Origin of the sequence: Chryseobacterium sp. Leaf405 (assembly GCF_001425355.1) — a bacterium.
Lineage (GTDB): Bacteria > Bacteroidota > Bacteroidia > Flavobacteriales > Weeksellaceae > Chryseobacterium.
This window is the reverse complement of sequence record NZ_LMQN01000012.1, coordinates 247,573-267,056: the sequence shown is the minus strand read 5'-3', so window position 1 is coordinate 267,056 and position 19,484 is coordinate 247,573. Positions and strand designations below refer to the sequence as shown.

Here is a 19,484-nt window from a genome sequence, read left to right as displayed (position 1 = left end):
ATTTTGACAGACAATAATACAATCAATGTGATAGTTCATGTATTATTGCTCACAGTTCTTTTGTTCTTGGTGTTATTTCTAACTTAAAATTCAAAAACAATGGTAACAATTATCAACTACAAAAAAAGAGAAAAAGAAGATGGAACAACATTCTTTGTTTTGGAAATTCAAGGAGGAATTGAAATGGTTATGAGCCAAACCACCAATCAGTTCTATGCTACATCTAAAAAGGCATCAATAACATCAACATTTGATGAGCTAGCTTGTCAAGCATTAATAGGTACTCAAATGCAGGGTAACATCATTAAGCAAGAATGTGAGCCTTATGAGTACACTGTAAAAGACACAGGGGAAATAATAGTACTTAACCACAGATTTATGTATTCACCTCATGAGCAAGAAGATATTAATGTACTTAGTAAAACACCAGTAAGTAATATATTTGTTACTGGTAGCTAAAAAGAAAAACAAAATATCCAATTTTATCTTAAAATCTTATATAGGTTTAAGTAATATTTGGAGGAGTTTTTAAATTGTAAAAGCATTATTTTTTCTCTTTTATTATATATAGTAAAGGAAAATATAATGCTTTTCAATTAATATAAGAATTTCTAATTTTTTAACTATACAGATTTTCCTCTTGTATTACATAGTAAAAGGAAAAGTTGTGCAGTTTTCAAAATATAAAATTATTTACTGGTATTCAGAAGGATCTTTGCAAGAATTGAAAATTACCAGTAGATATATAAACATAACTATGGTCTAATTACTAGATATTTAGACTTTTTATAAGATTTAAAATTAGAGTAGATTAATATTAATAGCCATAATATTCTAAGTTAACTTGCTATTGTTGAAATTCATGATTTCAAAGACTTCAACCTCTAACTTTTGGGCAATAATATATAACGTGTAAGCTGTAGGATTAGTATTTCCAGCTTCAAGTCTACTCATATTGGACTTTTCAAAATTGCAAAGTGCAGCCAATTCAACTTGAGATATTTTCTTATCCTCACGCAGTTGTTTGATTCTTTTACCAATAGCAATTTGAAACTCTTTTTTATCCACACTTCTAGATTAATAGCCAAAAGTGGTCATAAATGATAATTTTATGGTTATCATTATTGATAACTTTAATATATTTGCTTAATAACATTAATACTTACAAATATGAAACGGATTTATACATTAACACTATTAGTACTTGCACTAATAAGTTTTCAACTATCTTTTGCTCAAAGTAATACTACTATTGATACTCAATATAGAATGAAGCCAGACAGAAATGTAGCAAAGGAGAATAATTATTTTTACTTTGATGTATCTCAAGGTAAGTTATATACAAATGATAAAGATTTGGATATTCAAAAACAATATTACATTAAATTCAAAAATTCCTTTTATGATAATGGGGGATTATATAATCTTGGATTTGAAACTGATGTAGTGCAACATACATTAAATAGAAGAACTAAGTCAGAATTGGGTGCATTTGCTATTATCTATGATGAGAAGAATGGAAACATTATTGGAGTTAGGATAGTTACTGAATATTCAAGTGAAATTTATCTAACAGAATTTGGAGCAAAGTTCCTTAATAAGATATAGTCAAATGGGAACTTTATTATTTATCATTTCAGCAATTCTATTCCAGTTACCATTTGCAACATATCAAGATACTATTAGAAGGCTTAAAAGAATGGAATCAATAGATCCTTTAAAAGCTTTTAACTATACCCTTGAAAAGGGCAGATTAGCTGATAATAAAGTAATTTCCTTAGTGGTGTTTATCAGTGGTTTTGTTTTTTCAATAATATCCCTGTTTAAAGGAATTAATTTACATTGGTTAATAGTTGTTGTTTTTAATATTATGTGTCTTTATTTTGTAACCCCCTTTATTGCATATAGGCTATATCCAATAGGAATGGTTTATGATAAAAGAATGCTATTAATTAAAACAACATTATATATCATTCTGGGAATTATATTTTATCTTGTAGCAAATAGCTTTAAATAAATGATTTTGAAAATTACATCAATAATTACTAAAAACTAATACTAGACCACCATCAACAGGTGGTTTTTTTACATCTAAAAAATGAAAAATGATATATACAAATATTTAATTTTTAAACTAAACAGTGAACATGCAGATTATGAATTTGATTTAATTGCTATTCCACCTTATGAAATTATTGAGAATGGATTATCATTAGAATCTTATGAATACTTTGGAACTATAACTGAAATTCTAAATCAAAGAACTAAGCATATATTATTATACTTTAATGCTGATGTTTTAATGAAGGTGGAATTCCTATTTAAAGGAGATTTGATAAACTCTCTAAAAGAACAATTAAACAATATCAATGTAGAACTACCAGATTATTTAATGTTGGCATTAAAGAATAATAAGAAATACACAATCCTAATGTATCAGAATAAAGTACTAAATAAACAAACCACTTAAAAAAAATGAACGATATTAATCAGCAAGTTTCTGAAATAACGGTTTCTTATAAACCTGTTAGAAATACTAACAATCAAATAACTTCAAGTTTTGATGCTGTTAAATTAGTAAGGAAAGTTTGGAATGAAAATACAATAGAGATGTAGGAAGAGGTAAAAGTGATTTTATTGAATCAGTCTAACTTGGTATTAGGAATATATAGCTTATCAAAGGGTGGCATGAATTCATGCTTGGTTGATGTAAGACTAATTCTATCAGTTGCACTAAAATGTTTGGCTACTGGTATTATATTAGTTCACAATCATCCAAGTGGAAACCTTAAACCAAGTAGTTCAGACTTGAGCATAGTTGAGAAATTAAAAGAGAGCTGTAAGCTGTTGGACATTTCACTTCTTGATAGTCTCATCATTACAAAAGAAAGATACATGAGTTTTGCTGATGATTCATTATTGTAATGTTGAAAAATAGGAGCAGTTTTAGGCATACATTTATTTAAAGGTAACATCAGTGGTTGAAGGAGCTACCCTGGAAAGGTAGTATGCGGGTAACTGTATCGAGGGTTCGAATCCCTTCCTCTCTGCAGATTTTAAAGTCTTAGGTTTTATACTTAAGACTTTTTTATTATATTTAATAAAACTATTAATAATTTTAAACTATAACTATGAAAAAAAATTTAGTCTTAACATTATTTATTATGTGTATTTGGCTTAAAGCACAAGAAACACCTAAATATGTTTATGGAGAAATAGTGGGAACCTCAAAATTCTTAAGCAAAAAAGTTCTTGTTGAAATAGATTACGGCCAAGCAACAAGCTTTTGGGAAAGCAATCGCATGAAAAATCCTGATGGTTCTAATAAGGAATTTAATTCTATGGTTGATGCAATGAATTACATGGGAGCATTGGGATGGGAATTTCAACAAGCCTACGTTGTAACTATTGGTCAACAAAATGTTTATCATTGGCTTATGAGAAAAGAGTTTAATGATTTAGATTCTAATATTAAAGAAGAAATGAAAAAAAACTTTCCTACAAAAAGAGATCTAAAATAAGTTTCACGATTCAGATATTTAATTTTTATTTTTATAAAAAATATAAAAAGCTCCCAATCAAATCGATTGGGAGTTCTGCTTGAAAAAGATAAGCTGATTTCAAACTGTAAAATAATCTAGTTATATGAATGTTTCATGGTGTTAAAATTAATTGCACATTGTCAAAAACTGATGGCTCATTTGTACTTTGAAATTTGCTTCTGATTTTAATCTTGTATAAATCATGCTTTCAAAGGCTTGAACTTCTTTTAATTTCTTATCAATAAATTCTGCGGTCTGGACAATGGAGAATATAAAGTCCCTGTAAACTGCCATGTTCACAGTCTGCCCATAAACAGGGAGATATGCTTTAAGAAAGGGAATAGTAGATTGATGCGTATTATAATTCACGCAATACCCTGCTCCTTCTCTTTTGGTAATGATTTCTTGGTTATTGATAAAATCGAGAATATTTTCATTTTCTTTATTAACATTTTTGGAAAGATGCTTATTAATTTTATCTAAAATATGCTGAGCATACTCCATCATTGTGATGGTTTTCCATTCGAAGACGTGATTCATTCCCTGAAATTTTTTAGATTGATTCTCGTTGTTGTAGGTTGTGCAAAAAGAAATCCCGATTTTGTCGTAGTATGGGAAAAAACAGTCTTTAATCTGAATAGATGCATCTGCCTGCAGCCTGTCATTCGCAAAGTTGTAATAAACATACTGAATATAAAGATCCGCAAGAGTTCTCAGATAATCTGTTTCGCTGGCGTTGTGATATTCTTCAAACCATTTTTCGAGATTATCGTAATAGTGGTTTTGAAATTCATTAAAGGTTAAATATAATGGCAGTTCCATAGCTCTGTAATTTTGATATGACAAAGCTAATGGCGTAATACGACAGAACTTGACGTGTTTTATTTTTATTTAATTATTTTCTCTTGTCTTGAAACAAAAGAAACAAAAATTCAAGACTGGAAACTCCGGCTAAAAATTAAAGATTACTCCTAAAATTCCCAAAACTCGTGCGATTCAACATTAATGCTTCGGTTCGGTATTTCTCTCACACTCAAACAGTGGGAATTTTTTAACGGATTAATCATTAATTTTCTTAACGCCTCCGTTTCCTAGGTCAAGAGTAATGCATATTGCCTAAAGCCTATTACTTACAGCTATTTACTTATCATAATTCAGCATAATGAATTCGAAGTAGTGGATCATCTTCATATAGTTTTCGATGCTTAGATATTCGTTGGTGCTGTGGATGGATTGTTTCTTAGCATCATTAATTTTGATGGGCATGAAACGATATATATTTTTGCTGACAATCTGATATTTATAAGCATCGGTAGCCCCAATTGTGAGGTAAGGTGTAGAAATTGCAGATGGATAAATTTCTTTGATCCCCGCCTGAATTAGTTTAAAGGCTTTTGTATCGGTAGGCGACACGGCAGATGCTTCTTTCACGTTGTCGATTTCCTGAACCTCGACATTAAATCCTTTGGTTGCTTTGGCAATATGTTCTTTGACCTGTTGAATAGTATTGCCAGGGAGAAGCCTAAAGTTGACAACGAACTCTACTTCGGGAGAGAGGACATTGGGTGCATCGCTACCCTTCATCATTGTAAGAGCTGTAGTGGTACGAACTAAAGAATTAGTAGAATTATTCTTTGTCATCTTCGATAAAAGTACAGGCCTTAACAGCCATTGATTGGCAATTGCTACTCTATTCATAAATGGCATTGAGCCTCCGATACTGTCGAAGAACTGTTTGATAAGCGGGGTCATCATTGGCTTCATCTGGTCGGTTTCTAATCTGTGCATGATGATGGCTGCTTTTCCAATGGCACTTTCTGCAGGAGGCATTGATGCATGTCCACCCAAACCTTTAACTTTAATTTTAACGGAGAGAAAACCTTTTTCAGCACAGCCAATGACTGCAACATCTGAGTTGATTCCTGCAACACTGCCCTTTTCCAGAACTAATCCACCCTCGTCATATACCGCATCGAACTTGATGTTTTTTTGTTTGAAATAGTTGGCAATATAAACTGCACCCTGTAATCCGCCAACTTCTTCATCGAATCCGAAAGCAAGGTAAATGTCTCTTTCGGGAATGTGTTTATTTTTGATAACGTTATTAAGAGATTCCATTAAAGAGAAAAGCATTCCTTTCATATCAATCGAACCTCTTCCATATATCCTTCCATTGGCAACAGCACCGGAGAAAGGTGCAAAATCCCACTCATCTGAAACTTTAGAGACGGCTGGCAATGGTTTATCATCGGGTCTGAAAACATTTTCGCTTTTGTCTTTTACAGGTGCATCTCCGGGAGGAACGACATCGGTATGTGAAAGAAATAAAATGGGATCAAGGGAAGAGTTTTTACCCTTTAGCTTATATACTAATCCGTATCGATTGACTTCAACATATTCAACATTTTGATAAATGAGAGGGTAAGATGTTTTTAGATACTCTTTAATTGTATCGAATGGGGAGAAATTAAACTCGCCCAACTCTCCTGAAGATACCGTGGGGATCTTCAAACCTCCTGAAAGTCTTTGAATGGCAGAATCGTTTCTTATCATTTTCCAGCCTTCTGCTGTCGCTGCATTTATCTTCTTAAAAGAATAGGTAAATGTTCTGATTAAAACAAGAACAATTAAAACTATAATAAACCCGAGGATGATGAAGATAATTTTTTTCATGGTGATTTTATTACCGGTGTTTGTTTATGCTGATAATTTTACAGATGCTTTACACTTTTTGTTGATAATATTTACTTTGCAGTTGTAAATATTATCTTCTAAGTTATTAAAATATTAACCAAAGTTGATAAAAGTATTTTTGAAGTTTTAAACATTTAAAATAAAGTATGAAGCAGTTATCATTGAAGTTGCCCATATTGTATTAAAAGTTAGAAGAATATTCTGTAAAGTTGCTACAATTATACTCTGAGTAATCAATTATATTATTCGAGTTGCAAAAATATTTTCCTGAGTTTATCTAATTTATTTTAAAGTCTGGAAAAATAAAAATTCCTGCACGAAGATTATTGTTCAGTACAGAAATTTCTTTTATTATTTTCAAAGTTTCAGATTACGGTTTGATCTTACTGAATAAAATCCCGGAAATCTGTCTGTATTGCGGACTTGTTGCTCCGAAAACGGATTTTACATATAGTTTTACTTCTTTTGCTGTCTGGCAAAGACCGGAAACCGGATGATATAATGCCTGATCTCTCGCTATTCTGGCATTGGAATATTCTGTGTAGGTATTGGTATGAATCCTGTTTTTCCCCTGAAGATCTGACAGCTTATTACGTAATAAAATGATCTTCAGATCTTCTTCATTGGGATCGTATGCTAAGCTCTGCTCCAACACCTGAATAAGATTGGAGAAGTTATTAATCTTACTGTCGTAGCTTTGCTGTGATGTGGAAATGGTTTTGGCAACAGGCTCGGAGTTTTCTTCTGAAGGCACGGCTGCTGTTTTTGCTTTTACCCTACCCTGTAGCTTTTTGTTGTAAGATTTTGCATTGCTGAGCATTAACGGATTGGTTTCTGACACGGCTAAAGCGTTGATGATTTTAGTCGCCAAAGGATTGAGGTCTTTAAAAGCATCCACTCTCTGATTGGTGGCATTGTCGAAGGCTGTTTTTTTGCTCTGGGTATCTGCAAGATTCTGAAGTGCGGTCTGATGAATTGTTTCCAGACTACTGATTTTAAGTTCAGGCTTTACGGGATTGTATTGCACGCCGTAGCCCTTGCAAAAAGAGATGAGATCCTGAAAGTTGGCAATATTTTTTGCATGACCTGTCTCGCTCGTAGAGTTTTTTGTTGTTTTCATATTTGTGTATTTTATTGTACCACAAATATATAGGTTTAAAATTTATTTTTCGGAAAGCGAAAATTAATCGTTTAATAACCAATATATTATAAAGGTATTCGTAAAAATTGTTTTTGTTATTGAAATAAGTAAATGTTTTTTGAAGTTTTGTAGGATTATTTTAATGTAGTGAAATAAAACACCACTGATTTGATCAGTGGTGTTTGTTACTATCTAATAAAATATTTTCACTATCTATAATTTAGTACCTCTATATTCTATTATATTAAATTTAGCCGAAGAATTATTATTTACAATTTTTCTTAATAATTCTTTATCTGTGCTTAATAAATCTATATTCAAATGACCTGATATTTTTATAACAAATTGTAATGTATTATTTGAAATATCTATATCCGTATATAAAATTTCTTTTTGCTTAAATACAGCAGAAGGATATAAAATTAAATCTTTGGTCATTTTTAATAAATCATCTTTAGTAAAAATTAAAGCACCTTTAAATGTATTAGGAATATTATTTTGTCTAAATAAATCTCGTAATGACTCCAAAGTATCATCTTCATTAGGAAACCAATTTTTGTCTACATAATCATGATTTACAATCCATGAGTAACCACTATCAAGTTGCTCAACTAAACTTTTAAAAAAAATTTCATAATTATTAACAAATTCCATTAATGTTATTTCTCTTTCATTATTAGATAACTGAAATGAAACTCCATACCATCTTTTTAATGAAAGATATTGTTTTCTATCATAAGGGAGAAGTTTTTTAACTTCTGTATTGAATTCTATCATGATATATTAATTAAGATAATTGTGGAAAACTTTATTTTAGCTCGTTTTCCTTACTAATTATAAACTTTATTATTCTTATAGTTATATGAATCCATTTCCATTTGTAATACCGGCGTCATCAGGATTGGAGTTCTTTTTAATATATAATCAAACAATTTTAATCCTGTAACAATGACTGCTGTTCCTATAACTACTACTTTTACAGCTGGATATACAGGGGTATATCCACCGCCTTTAGGTTCTTGTCTATCCCAATGAGGAGCGTGTGTTCCATTATGATCATCTGGTACCCAAACCCTGCCATCTTTATCAACCCATCCAGTACCACGACCATTAGGATTTCTAACTTTTCTAGCTCCACTTTTAGGAGCTTTATAATCTGGATGATCAGGTGGACTTTCCCTCATCTCAGGTAAAGTCTGTTTCTTTTTGGGTTTAGGGTCATCATTATCTGTTTTAGGGTCATTATCTGTTTTATGAGCTAGATAATTAAAAGCAGTAACAACCAATCCTTGTCCAGCTCCCATCCAAAAGTTTCCACCTCCCAATACAGAACCTACGCCACCACTAATAGCTCCATTAAATAAAGCAAAACCATCACTTCTTAATATATTTTTGGAGCCTAAATTATCTGTTGCCATACTCAGCAAATCTGCTGAAACACTTGCAAATGCGCCACTTAATGCACCACTCCAAAAGTTTCCTCCTTGTACTGTGGAAAAAATACCTTGTGTAAGAGCATGAGCTCCAGCTCGGGCAGCAATAGTTCCCCATGTGCCTAGGGTACTAACTACAGAAGCTGCTTTAAATACAGTACCTATGGCTGCAGCTACTCCTGCGCTTGCATATGACATAGCAAGACCACCGAAAAAACGAGCGCCGTCAAAAGGAGTTTGTGTATAGTACATCGTAAAAAATTCCGAAACGGCAGCTACTATTATCGGTACAAACCAAACAAACTCCCCACTAGGATCATTAAACATCAATGGATTGTTGAATACGTATCCATATTTATTATAATTCTGAGTATTGTAGGGATCTTGTATATTTTCATCAGCATTGAGGAATCTTCTTAGTAAAGGATCATATAGCCTTCCATTCATATGAATGATTCCAACCTCAGCGAAATGTTCATGGCTCGTATAACCTCTGTCTACTAATAACGAGGCATTGTCAATTATATTTTTATCTATAATAATAGCTCCATTTCCAATTTGAAGATGAGTAAAGTTACCCCATGCATCAAAATGCCTTTGCTCTACCTTGTTTCCAGCTTCATCAGTAATTGCTAAAATACTTCCGATATAATCTTTATGCAAGAATTTATATGAACCTATTGATTCATCATAATTCTTCAGATAGATAATATTTGACTCATAAGGTGTTCCACCAATATAAAGAATATGTTTTTCTTTACCTGTAACATTATCTCTCAATACTTCAAAGCTCGCATCTTCACTGTAGAATTTTGTAAATTTTCCATCACTATCATTACTAAAGTTACCTCCGTAAGTAACTCTTTGTCTCATACTTGTTAACCCATACTTGAATGCCACATCTCCCTTCATTCCATCGATGAATACAGGATCATTATTTTCATTATAAACAATACTTTGGATTAAATCATTGTTATAATTCTGTGTTCCTGCAGCATTTAATGTCATTCCCGTTGGCTGGTAAATCTTAGCTGAGTTCTCAAACTTAATAGTTCCAACCTGATCGTTCTGAGTAATTCTTCCTTTTGCATCATAAATATTCCTATTCGCTGCTGGCTTTACTCCTGTTACAGGATTTGTCCAGTTGATGAGTCGGTTGTTGTCATCATAATCGAATGATTCAACAATATTAAAATCTCCCCCCGTTGTTCTGCTCTTCAGTTCATTCTTTATAGCATCGAATGAATATGAAAGTTGCAGAATACTTGGTTTCACCGGAGAAGAATGATTGACATTAGTTAAAAAACCATTAGCATCATAAATATTATTGATATCTGCAGCTCCTAGTTTGGTTTTTAAAACCTGACCTTTAGCATTAGTTCTTTAAGCTCCCAAAGGGTTTTGCCTGAAGTTCTATCTTTTACCTGATACAATTCTCCATTCCAAGCATTGTACACGTTTTCAATCTGAACTTTGGTAAGGATACCAGAAGAATAGAGTTGCTTTTCATAAAAAATAACCCTTGCTTTATCATCATAGGTTATTCCTTTCTGGATAAAGTATTTCCCATTGCTGCTTTCCGAAGATGATAATACTCGTCCCTGTGGATCATAAGAAATATTGGAGCTGTAAGATTCACCTTTCGAAGTTCCTGACTTTGAAATAACCCTTCCTTTATCATCATAAGTAAAGGAAATTAATTTATTGGTCGCTTCCCCACCATCAACAGTAGAGATTTCTTTTTGAGAAACTAACTGACCTAGATTATTATAGGTATATTCTTTTGTTCCTTTCGGACTAATAATTTTCTTCGGCTGGCCGAAACTATTATATTCATATTTGTATAATCCGTTGGAAGGATCGTTGAATTCAGATTTTCTTCCCCATGCATCATATTTTGTGGTGACAATGTTCTCAGCATATTGGGCTTTGATTTGCTCTCCTGCCGCATTATATCCAAAAGTAATTGTTCCTCCTTTATCTGTAGAGGAAATTACATTATTCAATGCATCAGTAGTCTTTGAGGTGATTCTTCCATAGCCATTCAGCTCTTTTACCGTTGTGGTCGATCCTGAAACGGAAGTCTCCATCTGTTTACCATTGAATGCTGTTGCTGTTGCTTTGGCAGGGAACACAGAGTCATCATAAGTAAGCACATTCCATTGATTTGCACTTTGCCCTTCAAAATAAGGTTCGGATTCCTTAATTTTCCTACCTAATATATCATATTGAGTATCTTGGGATATAAATTGTCCTTGCCCGAATGCCTTAGATGAAATTTTGTATTCTTGTCCCAGCTTATTAGTGAATTTCTTTGATACATCACCATCCGGATCAAATTGAGTAACAATTATATTAGCACTATCATCTCTTTCATACTGATAAGTTGTAATACCTTCTAGATTAGTTTTAGATTTTAAAAGTTTCCCCCAGCTATCATACGTATTGGTTAAGACATTATTAAGGGGATCGGTTTGGGAAAGAAGTTGCCCCCAATCGTTATAAACAATAGTATTGCTTAAATTTAATTCATCCGTTTTCTTAACAGCAAATCTTCCTTTACTATCATATTCAGTGGATGTTACTTTTGTTTGAGCATCAATGCTATTGGTGATCGTCTTTTGAGTAACATTTCCAAATCCATCATAATTGTAGGTTTCCTGAATATATCCTGTATTATCTCTATTCCATGTTTTTAACGTTTTTAGCAGATTATCCTCATAAACATATTCTTCTTTAGAAGATTTTGTATCACCATAAGCCTGTATTATATCACTCTTAATTTTAGGTTTACCAACGCTATAATTAGTTCCTACATTAAGATCAGAAGGATAATACTCCAATTCGGATGTTGAAATTGCAACCCCATCATTCACTATAGTTATAGATTTCTTAGGAAGATATATCTCATTATATTGCTCAACAGTATGAACAGTTTTAATATTTTTCAAAAAGTCTTTTGATATTGTTACATGTGGATTGACTGCAAGAACCATTTTGGGTTCATCTGCGTTCGAAACATTTGTAACTATATTTCCATTAAGTAGCTTATCTATTTTATAATCATATTGTTTAAACGATAATAATTGTGTATTGTTTAATGAAATATCTGTTGGAAAAATCTTGTTCTCGTCAGTTGTTCTAATAGACCAATCTTTATATGGTAATCCTTCATTCAAAGGGTTAATTTCTGAACCAGACCAAATTTTAGTGTTTTCAAATCCAGTAGCGCAGAATGTAGATCTTGCCATTTGCCTAAAGCCTATAATCCCTCTACCATGTAAATTACCTATTAAATCTCTATACCTAAATTCCTGTCTTCTCTGATCCTGAGTTAATTTTGATACTACATAGTATTTTAGATTTTCTCTAACATTAGCATAAGGATAACTTACAGAGTTAGTATCTGCATAAGATTTATAAATATTTCCCTCATTAATTAAAGGTAAATATTCTATATCTGTTTTTATTCCTCCTTGAATAATAGATTTTATTCTTGACATCTTATCTAGTTTGCTTCCCAAATCCCATGTGATAAGTTTTGTCTTATGAATAATAACAAAATCCGTATTCAACTGTGAAAGACGGAAATTACCTAATAAAGGCAAATAATGTTCTCCATATTTAGAGTAATTAATATCCTCATCATCTTTATCTCCCCATGATGTTTCTTCTTTAGTATTGAGACTATAAGCATTTGTAAATATTGGCTTACCAACATTGTCGGCACCGTCATTTCTTAAATAAATAAATCCATAACTTGAATCTGGATTATTAATTGCCCACTCTCTAAACCACACTTCCGATTGGAAAAGAAAAAAATCGCTTTTACCATCTTTATTCAAATCGGGTGTAAAATAGTTCCTTATTGTATTTCTTCTTTTGGTAGGCGCACCTGTATGTTGGGGCTGATATAAAGCTAAATTGGAATAGTAATATTCTATTATGCTTTTACCTGTGGAAATAAACATTTTCCAATCTGAAGAATCCATTGCTACAGGAGACATTATATCAGTTTTGCCATCACCATTAAAATCACCAAGCAAAGCAACACCTCTGACAGAAATTTGCGACGGAGACTGTACTTTTAGTTCAAATTCTTTTGTTATTGGATTTAAAGAATAAATTTTCGTTCCACTGATAAGGCTGAATAAATCAGTTTTACCATCTCCATCAAAATCACCCAATGGTACAGGCCTATAATAGTATGGTGAGGTAAATAAATATGGTCCTATATATTTACTATAGTCACTTAATTCTAAATTTACTCTTTTAAGAGTATTAGTTAGTGGATCAAAATAAAAATCAAAAACTTCATGCCCTATTACTTCTGCTCCCTGTTGTTCGGGATAACCATTCCAGTCATATCCCCATATTTCTTCCTGTACTTCTTTTAAGGTTGAAATAATAAATTCAGATATTCCATCACCATTGAAATCTCCCTCTAAAAATTTAAATTGAGAATTACCTGCCACAAGTGGATTAGATGAACTGTATATAGGAGTATAGCCTGAAGTACTATTAAAATTATGGTAACTACATACAACTTTACACTAGTAGATAGTATATGCAAAATTTATTTATTTCTTTCAATATGCTCATAAACTTTAGTAAAACAATCATCTATTTTTTTCAACTTATCTGAATCTGTTTTAGATTTTATAATCATCAATTCATATATCTTAATAATGTGAGGCGTTATAACATCTAAAACAATATTAACAAACAATATAAAAAATATTAAAATGAATAATAATATATTCCTTAAGTTATTTTCAACTTTATTTTCAATAAAAACATATACAATTACAGAAAGAGGAATTAAATATGTAAAAATAAAACCTGTAACTTTTACAATTCTTTTGTTTTTAAGCTTTACAATTGCCAAGGGATTTGCATTGATTTGTGGCAATTTTATTAATTTCCATATTGATCCAATAATAGCTGATAAAATTCCGCCTATTATCCAATTTATCCAATTCTTAATATCCCAAACAATTGAGATATCTGTATCTGTTATTTGGCTTAATACATTTATAAACATTTATAGCGACATTTTTATAGATAAAGTTTTTCTCAAATGTAATAAAAAAAAGGATTAGATTTTTTCTAGTCCTTTTTTATGTTTGTAATAATATATTGTAATTAACCTTTACTCTCAAATAATCCTTTAAACACTTTATCAAAATCTGTTAGTTGTTCAACATAATTTGCGGTTATATATGACTTTCTTCTAACAATAAGAATTTTCTTAATATCGATTTTTAAATCAGGATGATTATCTCTGATATCCTTAACATCAAAGTATTCAATTCCATTCATTAATACGCTTTTCACGTTTTTATCTTTAAGTTCTTGTACTAACATTTTATGCAGCTAAGTCTTTATATTTTGTTCTTACATCACTATTTATTAAAAGATGTAAGAATTTTTGGTTATCAGGAGTTTTTCTAAGATTATACCTGAATACAAATTCGTCTACATATTTCTGAAGGTGTTTTCTAGAAACATGATTATACATTCCGCTTACAGCACTTTTAAGAATTTTCCAACTGCCTTCTATTGTGTTGGTATGTATTGAAGAGTCCTGCAAACTTACATATTCTTTTTTAGAATGATCAATTATTTTATGATCATAGTATTTGCTTAGTCCTGTATATCCTAACCATTCGTCACTAATTAATTGTGTAGTTTCTGGATTTACAAACCTGCAGATTAACGGCTGGATACTATTCCTTTTTGTATCGGCTACAACGTACGCATTCATTTTTCCATTCCTCTGTAACATTCCCATTACTGGCGTTTTATCTTTAAAGCTTCTGCCCTGAGAATTCTTAACTTTTTTATCCTTATGCCTGTTTTTATTTTTGCCACCTATAAAAGTTTCATCACATTCTACAATTCCTTCTAACTCATTATTGTTTTCAATTACAAAACAAGATCTTATTCTTTGAAGCATAAACCAGGCTGTTTTCTGAGTTACGTCAATATCTTTTGATAGCTGAATTGAACTGATTCCTTTTTTATGTGAAGTTACTAGCCAAATTGCTAAAAACCACTTTTGCAAACTAATCTTTGTATTCTCAAATAGAGATCCTGTTTTTGCATTAAAATATTTTCCGGTATTCTTACATCTGTAATTGTTGCCTTTGCATTTATAGACTTTTGACAAAGGATCAAAAGGACTTACTACGATTCCGTTCCATCTCATTTGCTCTAAATATTCAATACAAATTTGTTCTGTAGAAAATGTATTTAGGAGCTCCAATACTGATTTAATATTTGTGTTTATCATTTTGTGAATAGTGGTGTGACTAATTTACAAAATAATTTTCATTTGTTATTGTTTTTTAACACTTTAAACCCCTATTTTTGTCTCAAATTTTAACGAACAAAGCGTTAGCTGTTTTATACTACCTCGTGGAATCTGGTAAATTCAAAAAATAGGTGTATATAAATTAGCGAATGCTCATGCCATAGGCGTGGGCTTTCCTGTTTATTTACCTATTGGCTTACCAGAGCCTCACGAGAAATAAATACGGTTAAGTTCCACGCTTTATGTATTTATAACCTTTCATTTTGGGACTGAGTGAAACAAAAAAATAGTCTAGTGAAAAATATAAGTATTCCAATTTTATTCTTTCTTTCTGTAATCCTTCAAATTATTTCCTGCTATATATTTTCAGGTAAAAATTCTGAATTTAGTTTTTTTCTTATTTCTGTATTAAGCAGTTTTACTGCAACCTTTTTAGCTTATGCGCTAATCTATTACTTCACATTTGATTCTGGAGAAAAAAGATCTACTTCTGATATTAAAATTGGCTTTACAACTTGTCATTATATAATAATATCAGTATTTGTCATATTCCTATTTATTCTTCCTTACAATAAGCTTTATGAAAATCAAACCATAGGGATAAACGGAATTATTCTGGCTATATATGGACGTCAAATATTAAATAAAGAACTTAATAATATAAAATCATGAAAAAACTAATGACAATTTTTGCAATTACATTTGCAACATTTATTACAGCTCAAAAGCAAATTTTTGAAGCGAAGAATTTAAATCAGATTGTAGCTAAACATAAAACAGTTGCCATACTTCCATTTCCTACAACAATTACTTACAGAAAACAACCAAAAGGATTTAGTGCTGAAGCAAATCGACAACAGGAAATTTCAACAGCCAAGAGTATTCAATCAAGTATGTACACTTTTTTACTTCGTAAGCGTAAAAACTATTCAGTAGAATTTCAAGATGTTGAAAAAACAAACATTCTGCTTAAGAAAGCCGGAGCCGAAAATAAACTAGATGAACTTACAAAAGATGAAGTGTGCAAAATATTAGGTGTGGATGCTGTAATTAGCGGAAGATTCGAGAATGAACAAACTAAATCTGATGGTGCAGCATTAACTTCTGTATTATTCACAGGTTTTGGCGGGAAAACAGGATCTGCTACTTTAACAATGGTTTTAAATGATGGATCATCTGGAGATATGATTTGGAGATTTTACAAAACTATGAATGATAATTATACAAGATCAACTGATGATTTGGTTGAAAGTTTAATGCGAAAGTTATCAAGAAACTTTCCTTATGACAAATAAAAATGAGTCCACTTAATTAAAAGCAGACTCATAATGGTGAAGCTCTAAAAAGAGCTTATTCAAATTTACAAACTTTTCTCTATATGGGGAAAGTTTTTTTATAATGATTCAAATGTTTTTTGTAGTTTTATTTAAACTTAAAACATTGAAAATCATGGCTCAGAAAAAAACAACTACTACAACAAAGAGAACAATCTACAGAAGCGCTGAAGATGGAAAAATTGTAACAAAAGAATATGCAGAGAAGCATCCTAATATCACTGTTAAGGAAACAATTAAAGTAAATAAACCTAAGTAAATTTTAAATCTATTTGCTTTAATAAACAACCTTTCGGGATTCTATGGAGTCCCGAAAATTGGTTTTCAGATAAATTAAGTTCATTTAGTACATTGGCTAAAACAATAAATTTATCTGTTTCTTTGATAATAAATCCTGTTTGTTTCACTGTAAAACATTCATCAGCTAAGATTCCGGTCATCTGATCTTCTGTATGCCATTCTTGAGGTACAGAATATGCGTCTTCCCACTCAATATAAACCAAAGGATATTTATCTGCCATAACATTATTTTTGAGTGAAGTTAGGGCAGAATTTATTTTTTGTAGATTTGCTAGTGTAAAGTAATATGTAGTTACCAAAATTATATATTGAAAAATCTAACTCCTTAGAAGTAATTTCTTCAAAATTATTTCCATTAAAATCATAAATTCTTAATCGTGTTTTGCCATCAGGTTCATTAGAAGACAATGTATACAAAGCATCTTTTGAATTAAGAATATTGTTCTTTAAATTACTAAAGCTAGTGGTAATAATTTTTTTTTCATAAAAGTTAAAATATGTTAAATTAATTGCAAAAGTATATTTTCTACTTCACAACTGAAAGATTTATTAATGAGATTTAATATGATTCTGGTCATATTTTACAAATATAATTTTGCAACACGACATAACTTGACGTATTTAATTAATATATCAGAATTAATTTGTATTAAAGAAAATTAAAAATCTTTACTTACTCTCCAGCTCCTGCTTTCTATTCTTAATAAAATCCGTAGGGCGAATCCCATTGATCTCATAGAAAAGATCTGAGAAGTTTTGTCGGGAGGCGATGCCGCATTCTTTTGCCAATGTTTCGATGCTATATTTCAGGTATTCTTTATCTTCAAAAAGTAATGTGGTAATGTAGTTGATCCGGAGTTCGCTTAAATATTTGTTGAAATTTACTTTTTTGTGTTCATTAATAACCTGAGAAAGATAATTTGAATTTGTGCCCAAACTTGCTGCCAGTTTACTTACGGTAAGCCCTTTTTGGGTAAAGCCTTTTTTCTCCTCAAACAATGAAAGCTTTTGAAGAAGTTCTTTCACTTTTCTCTCGTCAGGTCCTGCTTTTTTCTCTTCACATACAGTAGCAACAGGAACCGTTTTTTCTTCCAGAAGATCTTGTTTCACTGAAAATTTTTCTTCCAGTAAAATGTATTTCTGCTTTACTTCTTTTTCTTTACGAAGTTTTTTAATCAGTAGAAAAACAAGTCCTGCCGCCCAGACAATAAGAACCGAAATGATGATTATTCCCCAGATGCTTACTTTCTGAAGACTATTTTTTTCGTCTAGTAAGGTTTGGGTATCGTATTCTTTATGGATTTTTGGGGATAGATAAATAAAATCTTTGGCAATAATACTGTCTGCCTTCAAAAGCTGGCTGGTATAATATAACTGCTGAGCCTGATCTTTCTCTTTCTTTGAAAGGTCTATCAGTATCTCATAATTTTCTCTGAGTTCCGGAAGGATGAACTGATGTATATTAAAAATTGAGTCTACTTTTTTTAAATAAGTAATAGACTTCTTAGTGTTTTTTAAACCTGCATATGTTTTCCCGATATGAAAATAGTCGACAGATAGTCTTGCAAAATCTCCGCTTTTTTTAATTACGGGAATAGATTGGTTTAAACTTTCCAATGCCAACTCATACTGCTGATCCCTATAGTACGAAATCCCTTTTGACAAAAGAAAATACGCTTTCTCCTGAGTGTAATCCGGATCGTTGCCTATTTCTGAAAGCCCTGTCTGTATAGCTGCATCTACCTCTTTATTTTTATTTAAATGTCTATTGCAGATCAGCAACTGATGCAGGCTGTTAAGGTATCCTTTTTTATTATTGTAAATAAGGTTTGGATGAATATCTGCTTTTGACTGCTGTCGGTAATAAGCAACACATTTCTCAAAAAGCTCTGAAGCGTCTTCATAATAGCCCAAATAACTTTTAACAACACCAATATGATAGAGATTCTGATACTTTAAATATTCATTTTTTGTATTTTTTGAATATTCATAAGCTGCAAGATATTCATTAAGCGCCAGTTGAAATTTTTTGTAGTGATAATAATAAATTACTCCTTTTTCAATATGAGAAACAATAATGAGGTCTTTATCTTTAGATTTCTTTGCCGCATGAATAATACTGTCGGCGTATTTTAACTTATTTTCATTTAGAGAAGAAAAAAATACACCATCTTTATATCCTTGCACTAATTTTTCATAGTTTTTTTCTTTTTTTGCTTTGCTGATATAAATCTGAAGAAACTGAAAAGCTTTGGGATCATTTTCCTGCAGATCTTCATATTTATCTCTTAACGTCTCATAATCATCATTAATAGTCTGAGACATAAAAAGTTGAAAAATTCCTAATAAAAATATAAAAAATAGTTTTTTATTCACCTTTAACAAATTAATCTGCATTTAGTTTCTGCTCAAAAATACATAAAAAACCTCAGTTTTTATCAATGAATAATGAATTAACATCCACTATAGAATTATTTCTACTTTACAAAATAAATAAATGATTATCAGAACATTGAATATTTATAATTCTTAAATTAGTCCGTCTTAATTGGTGAATAGAGACAACAAGTATTTTTTTATATCGAGAGAAGGTGATAATTTTGAATCCGAAATGAAAGAAGAAAAATTTAAATAAATTTTACTATTATAGAAATATCAAAATAAATACCAAGAAAACATACTCAGATAAATTTTGAAACTCCCCGTCCTTAAAAAAACAAAAGC

The 19,484-nt window shown here is 31.1% G+C and carries 21 protein-coding genes; 9 read left to right on the top strand and 12 right to left on the bottom strand.

Annotated elements, in window-relative coordinates; genetic code table 11:
- Positions 1-99 precede the first annotated feature (99 nt).
- Complete coding sequence (locus ASG22_RS07395) at positions 100-459, top strand: hypothetical protein (protein ID WP_185113791.1); 360 nt, start codon at positions 100-102, stop codon at positions 457-459.
- 375 nt (positions 460-834) lie between these two features.
- On the opposite strand, the gene ASG22_RS07390 is transcribed toward ASG22_RS07395, so the two are convergent.
- On the bottom strand, positions 835-1,068 hold the full coding sequence (locus ASG22_RS07390) for a helix-turn-helix domain-containing protein (protein WP_055982627.1): 234 nt from the start codon (positions 1,066-1,068) through the stop codon (positions 835-837).
- Positions 1,069-1,170: 102 nt separating this feature from the next.
- On the opposite strand from ASG22_RS07390, the gene ASG22_RS07385 reads away from it, so the two are divergent.
- The 5 genes from ASG22_RS07385 to ASG22_RS07365 all read left to right on the top strand — a co-directional run bounded on the left by ASG22_RS07385 (position 1,171) and on the right by ASG22_RS07365 (position 3,521).
- Positions 1,171-1,608, top strand: coding sequence for a hypothetical protein (locus tag ASG22_RS07385; RefSeq protein WP_055982625.1), 438 nt, complete (start codon positions 1,171-1,173; stop codon positions 1,606-1,608).
- Between the two features lie 4 nt (positions 1,609-1,612).
- Entirely contained in the window at positions 1,613-2,017 is a 405-nt protein-coding gene (locus tag ASG22_RS07380; RefSeq protein WP_055982623.1) for a hypothetical protein, read from the top strand.
- An 81-nt stretch (positions 2,018-2,098) separates the two neighbouring features.
- Positions 2,099-2,470 carry a hypothetical protein gene (locus ASG22_RS07375; RefSeq protein WP_055982621.1) on the top strand — a complete coding sequence of 124 codons (372 nt, stop codon included), beginning with the start codon at positions 2,099-2,101 and terminating at the stop codon, positions 2,468-2,470.
- A 158-nt stretch (positions 2,471-2,628) separates the two neighbouring features.
- On the top strand, positions 2,629-2,925 hold the full coding sequence (locus ASG22_RS20725) for a JAB domain-containing protein (protein WP_238586869.1): 297 nt from the start codon (positions 2,629-2,631) through the stop codon (positions 2,923-2,925).
- Between the two features lie 206 nt (positions 2,926-3,131).
- Complete coding sequence (locus ASG22_RS07365) at positions 3,132-3,521, top strand: hypothetical protein (protein WP_055982619.1); 390 nt, start codon at positions 3,132-3,134, stop codon at positions 3,519-3,521.
- Positions 3,522-3,668: 147 nt separating this feature from the next.
- On the opposite strand, the gene ASG22_RS07360 is transcribed toward ASG22_RS07365, so the two are convergent.
- From ASG22_RS07360 to ASG22_RS07320, 9 genes are all read right to left on the bottom strand, one after another.
- Positions 3,669-4,364, bottom strand: a complete 696-nt coding sequence (locus ASG22_RS07360; RefSeq protein ID WP_055982617.1) for a hypothetical protein — start codon at positions 4,362-4,364, stop codon at positions 3,669-3,671.
- Between the two features lie 318 nt (positions 4,365-4,682).
- The gene (locus ASG22_RS07355) at positions 4,683-6,215 is read right to left on the bottom strand and encodes a M20/M25/M40 family metallo-hydrolase (RefSeq protein WP_055982615.1); all 1,533 of its coding nucleotides are present in this window, start codon (positions 6,213-6,215) and stop codon (positions 4,683-4,685) included.
- Between the two features lie 391 nt (positions 6,216-6,606).
- On the bottom strand, positions 6,607-7,356 hold the full coding sequence (locus ASG22_RS07350) for a hypothetical protein (RefSeq protein ID WP_055982613.1): 750 nt from the start codon (positions 7,354-7,356) through the stop codon (positions 6,607-6,609).
- Between the two features lie 234 nt (positions 7,357-7,590).
- On the bottom strand, positions 7,591-8,154 hold the full coding sequence (locus tag ASG22_RS07345) for a hypothetical protein (protein WP_055982612.1): 564 nt from the start codon (positions 8,152-8,154) through the stop codon (positions 7,591-7,593).
- A 53-nt stretch (positions 8,155-8,207) separates the two neighbouring features.
- Entirely contained in the window at positions 8,208-10,085 is a 1,878-nt protein-coding gene (locus ASG22_RS07340; RefSeq protein ID WP_055982610.1) for an RHS repeat domain-containing protein, read from the bottom strand.
- Between the two features lie 80 nt (positions 10,086-10,165).
- On the bottom strand, positions 10,166-13,285 hold the full coding sequence (locus tag ASG22_RS07335; protein ID WP_055982608.1) for an FG-GAP-like repeat-containing protein: 3,120 nt from the start codon (positions 13,283-13,285) through the stop codon (positions 10,166-10,168).
- Positions 13,286-13,386: 101 nt separating this feature from the next.
- Positions 13,387-13,854: a hypothetical protein gene (locus ASG22_RS07330; RefSeq protein ID WP_055982606.1), complete on the bottom strand. Its 468-nt coding sequence runs from the start codon at positions 13,852-13,854 to the stop codon at positions 13,387-13,389.
- Positions 13,855-13,955: 101 nt separating this feature from the next.
- Positions 13,956-14,177, bottom strand: coding sequence for a hypothetical protein (locus tag ASG22_RS07325; protein ID WP_055982604.1), 222 nt, complete (start codon positions 14,175-14,177; stop codon positions 13,956-13,958).
- Between the two features lies 1 nt (position 14,178).
- Complete coding sequence (locus ASG22_RS07320; RefSeq protein WP_055982602.1) at positions 14,179-15,105, bottom strand: IS1595 family transposase; 927 nt, start codon at positions 15,103-15,105, stop codon at positions 14,179-14,181.
- Between the two features lie 315 nt (positions 15,106-15,420).
- On the opposite strand from ASG22_RS07320, the gene ASG22_RS07315 reads away from it, so the two are divergent.
- The 3 genes from ASG22_RS07315 to ASG22_RS21120 all read left to right on the top strand — a co-directional run bounded on the left by ASG22_RS07315 (position 15,421) and on the right by ASG22_RS21120 (position 16,719).
- Positions 15,421-15,798 (top strand): hypothetical protein, encoded by a 378-nt coding sequence (locus ASG22_RS07315; protein WP_131726165.1) that lies wholly within the window; start codon positions 15,421-15,423, stop codon positions 15,796-15,798.
- Complete coding sequence (locus tag ASG22_RS07310) at positions 15,795-16,421, top strand: hypothetical protein (RefSeq protein ID WP_055982598.1); 627 nt, start codon at positions 15,795-15,797, stop codon at positions 16,419-16,421. The genes ASG22_RS07315 and ASG22_RS07310 overlap by 4 nt, the downstream gene beginning before the upstream one ends.
- 154 nt (positions 16,422-16,575) lie before the next feature.
- On the top strand, positions 16,576-16,719 hold the full coding sequence (locus ASG22_RS21120) for a hypothetical protein (protein WP_185113790.1): 144 nt from the start codon (positions 16,576-16,578) through the stop codon (positions 16,717-16,719).
- On the opposite strand, the gene ASG22_RS07300 is transcribed toward ASG22_RS21120, so the two are convergent.
- Together ASG22_RS07300 and ASG22_RS07295 are read right to left on the bottom strand one after the other, a co-directional pair.
- A complete protein-coding gene (locus ASG22_RS07300) occupies positions 16,712-16,981 on the bottom strand; it encodes a hypothetical protein (RefSeq protein ID WP_055982594.1) in 270 nt (89 codons plus the stop codon). The genes ASG22_RS21120 and ASG22_RS07300 overlap by 8 nt on opposite strands.
- A gap of 448 nt (positions 16,982-17,429) precedes the next feature.
- Complete coding sequence (locus ASG22_RS07295; RefSeq protein WP_157844710.1) at positions 17,430-19,085, bottom strand: helix-turn-helix domain-containing protein; 1,656 nt, start codon at positions 19,083-19,085, stop codon at positions 17,430-17,432.
- Positions 19,086-19,484: the final 399 nt, after the last annotated feature.

Coding starts and splice junctions, on each gene's coding strand:
- ASG22_RS07395 (WP_185113791.1), top strand. CDS start 100: ATGGTAACAATTATCAACTACAAAAAAAGAGAAAAAGAAGATGGAACA.
- ASG22_RS07385 (WP_055982625.1), top strand. CDS start 1,171: ATGAAACGGATTTATACATTAACACTATTAGTACTTGCACTAATAAGT.
- ASG22_RS07380 (WP_055982623.1), top strand. CDS start 1,613: ATGGGAACTTTATTATTTATCATTTCAGCAATTCTATTCCAGTTACCA.
- ASG22_RS07375 (WP_055982621.1), top strand. CDS start 2,099: ATGAAAAATGATATATACAAATATTTAATTTTTAAACTAAACAGTGAA.
- ASG22_RS07365 (WP_055982619.1), top strand. CDS start 3,132: ATGAAAAAAAATTTAGTCTTAACATTATTTATTATGTGTATTTGGCTT.
- ASG22_RS07360 (WP_055982617.1), bottom strand. CDS start 4,364: ATGGAACTGCCATTATATTTAACCTTTAATGAATTTCAAAACCACTAT.
- ASG22_RS07355 (WP_055982615.1), bottom strand. CDS start 6,215: ATGAAAAAAATTATCTTCATCATCCTCGGGTTTATTATAGTTTTAATT.
- ASG22_RS07350 (WP_055982613.1), bottom strand. CDS start 7,356: ATGAAAACAACAAAAAACTCTACGAGCGAGACAGGTCATGCAAAAAAT.
- ASG22_RS07345 (WP_055982612.1), bottom strand. CDS start 8,154: ATGATAGAATTCAATACAGAAGTTAAAAAACTTCTCCCTTATGATAGA.
- ASG22_RS07330 (WP_055982606.1), bottom strand. CDS start 13,854: ATGTTTATAAATGTATTAAGCCAAATAACAGATACAGATATCTCAATT.
- ASG22_RS07325 (WP_055982604.1), bottom strand. CDS start 14,177: ATGTTAGTACAAGAACTTAAAGATAAAAACGTGAAAAGCGTATTAATG.
- ASG22_RS07320 (WP_055982602.1), bottom strand. CDS start 15,105: ATGATAAACACAAATATTAAATCAGTATTGGAGCTCCTAAATACATTT.
- ASG22_RS07310 (WP_055982598.1), top strand. CDS start 15,795: ATGAAAAAACTAATGACAATTTTTGCAATTACATTTGCAACATTTATT.
- ASG22_RS21120 (WP_185113790.1), top strand. CDS start 16,576: ATGGCTCAGAAAAAAACAACTACTACAACAAAGAGAACAATCTACAGA.
- ASG22_RS07300 (WP_055982594.1), bottom strand. CDS start 16,981: ATGGCAGATAAATATCCTTTGGTTTATATTGAGTGGGAAGACGCATAT.
- ASG22_RS07295 (WP_157844710.1), bottom strand. CDS start 19,085: ATGTCTCAGACTATTAATGATGATTATGAGACGTTAAGAGATAAATAT.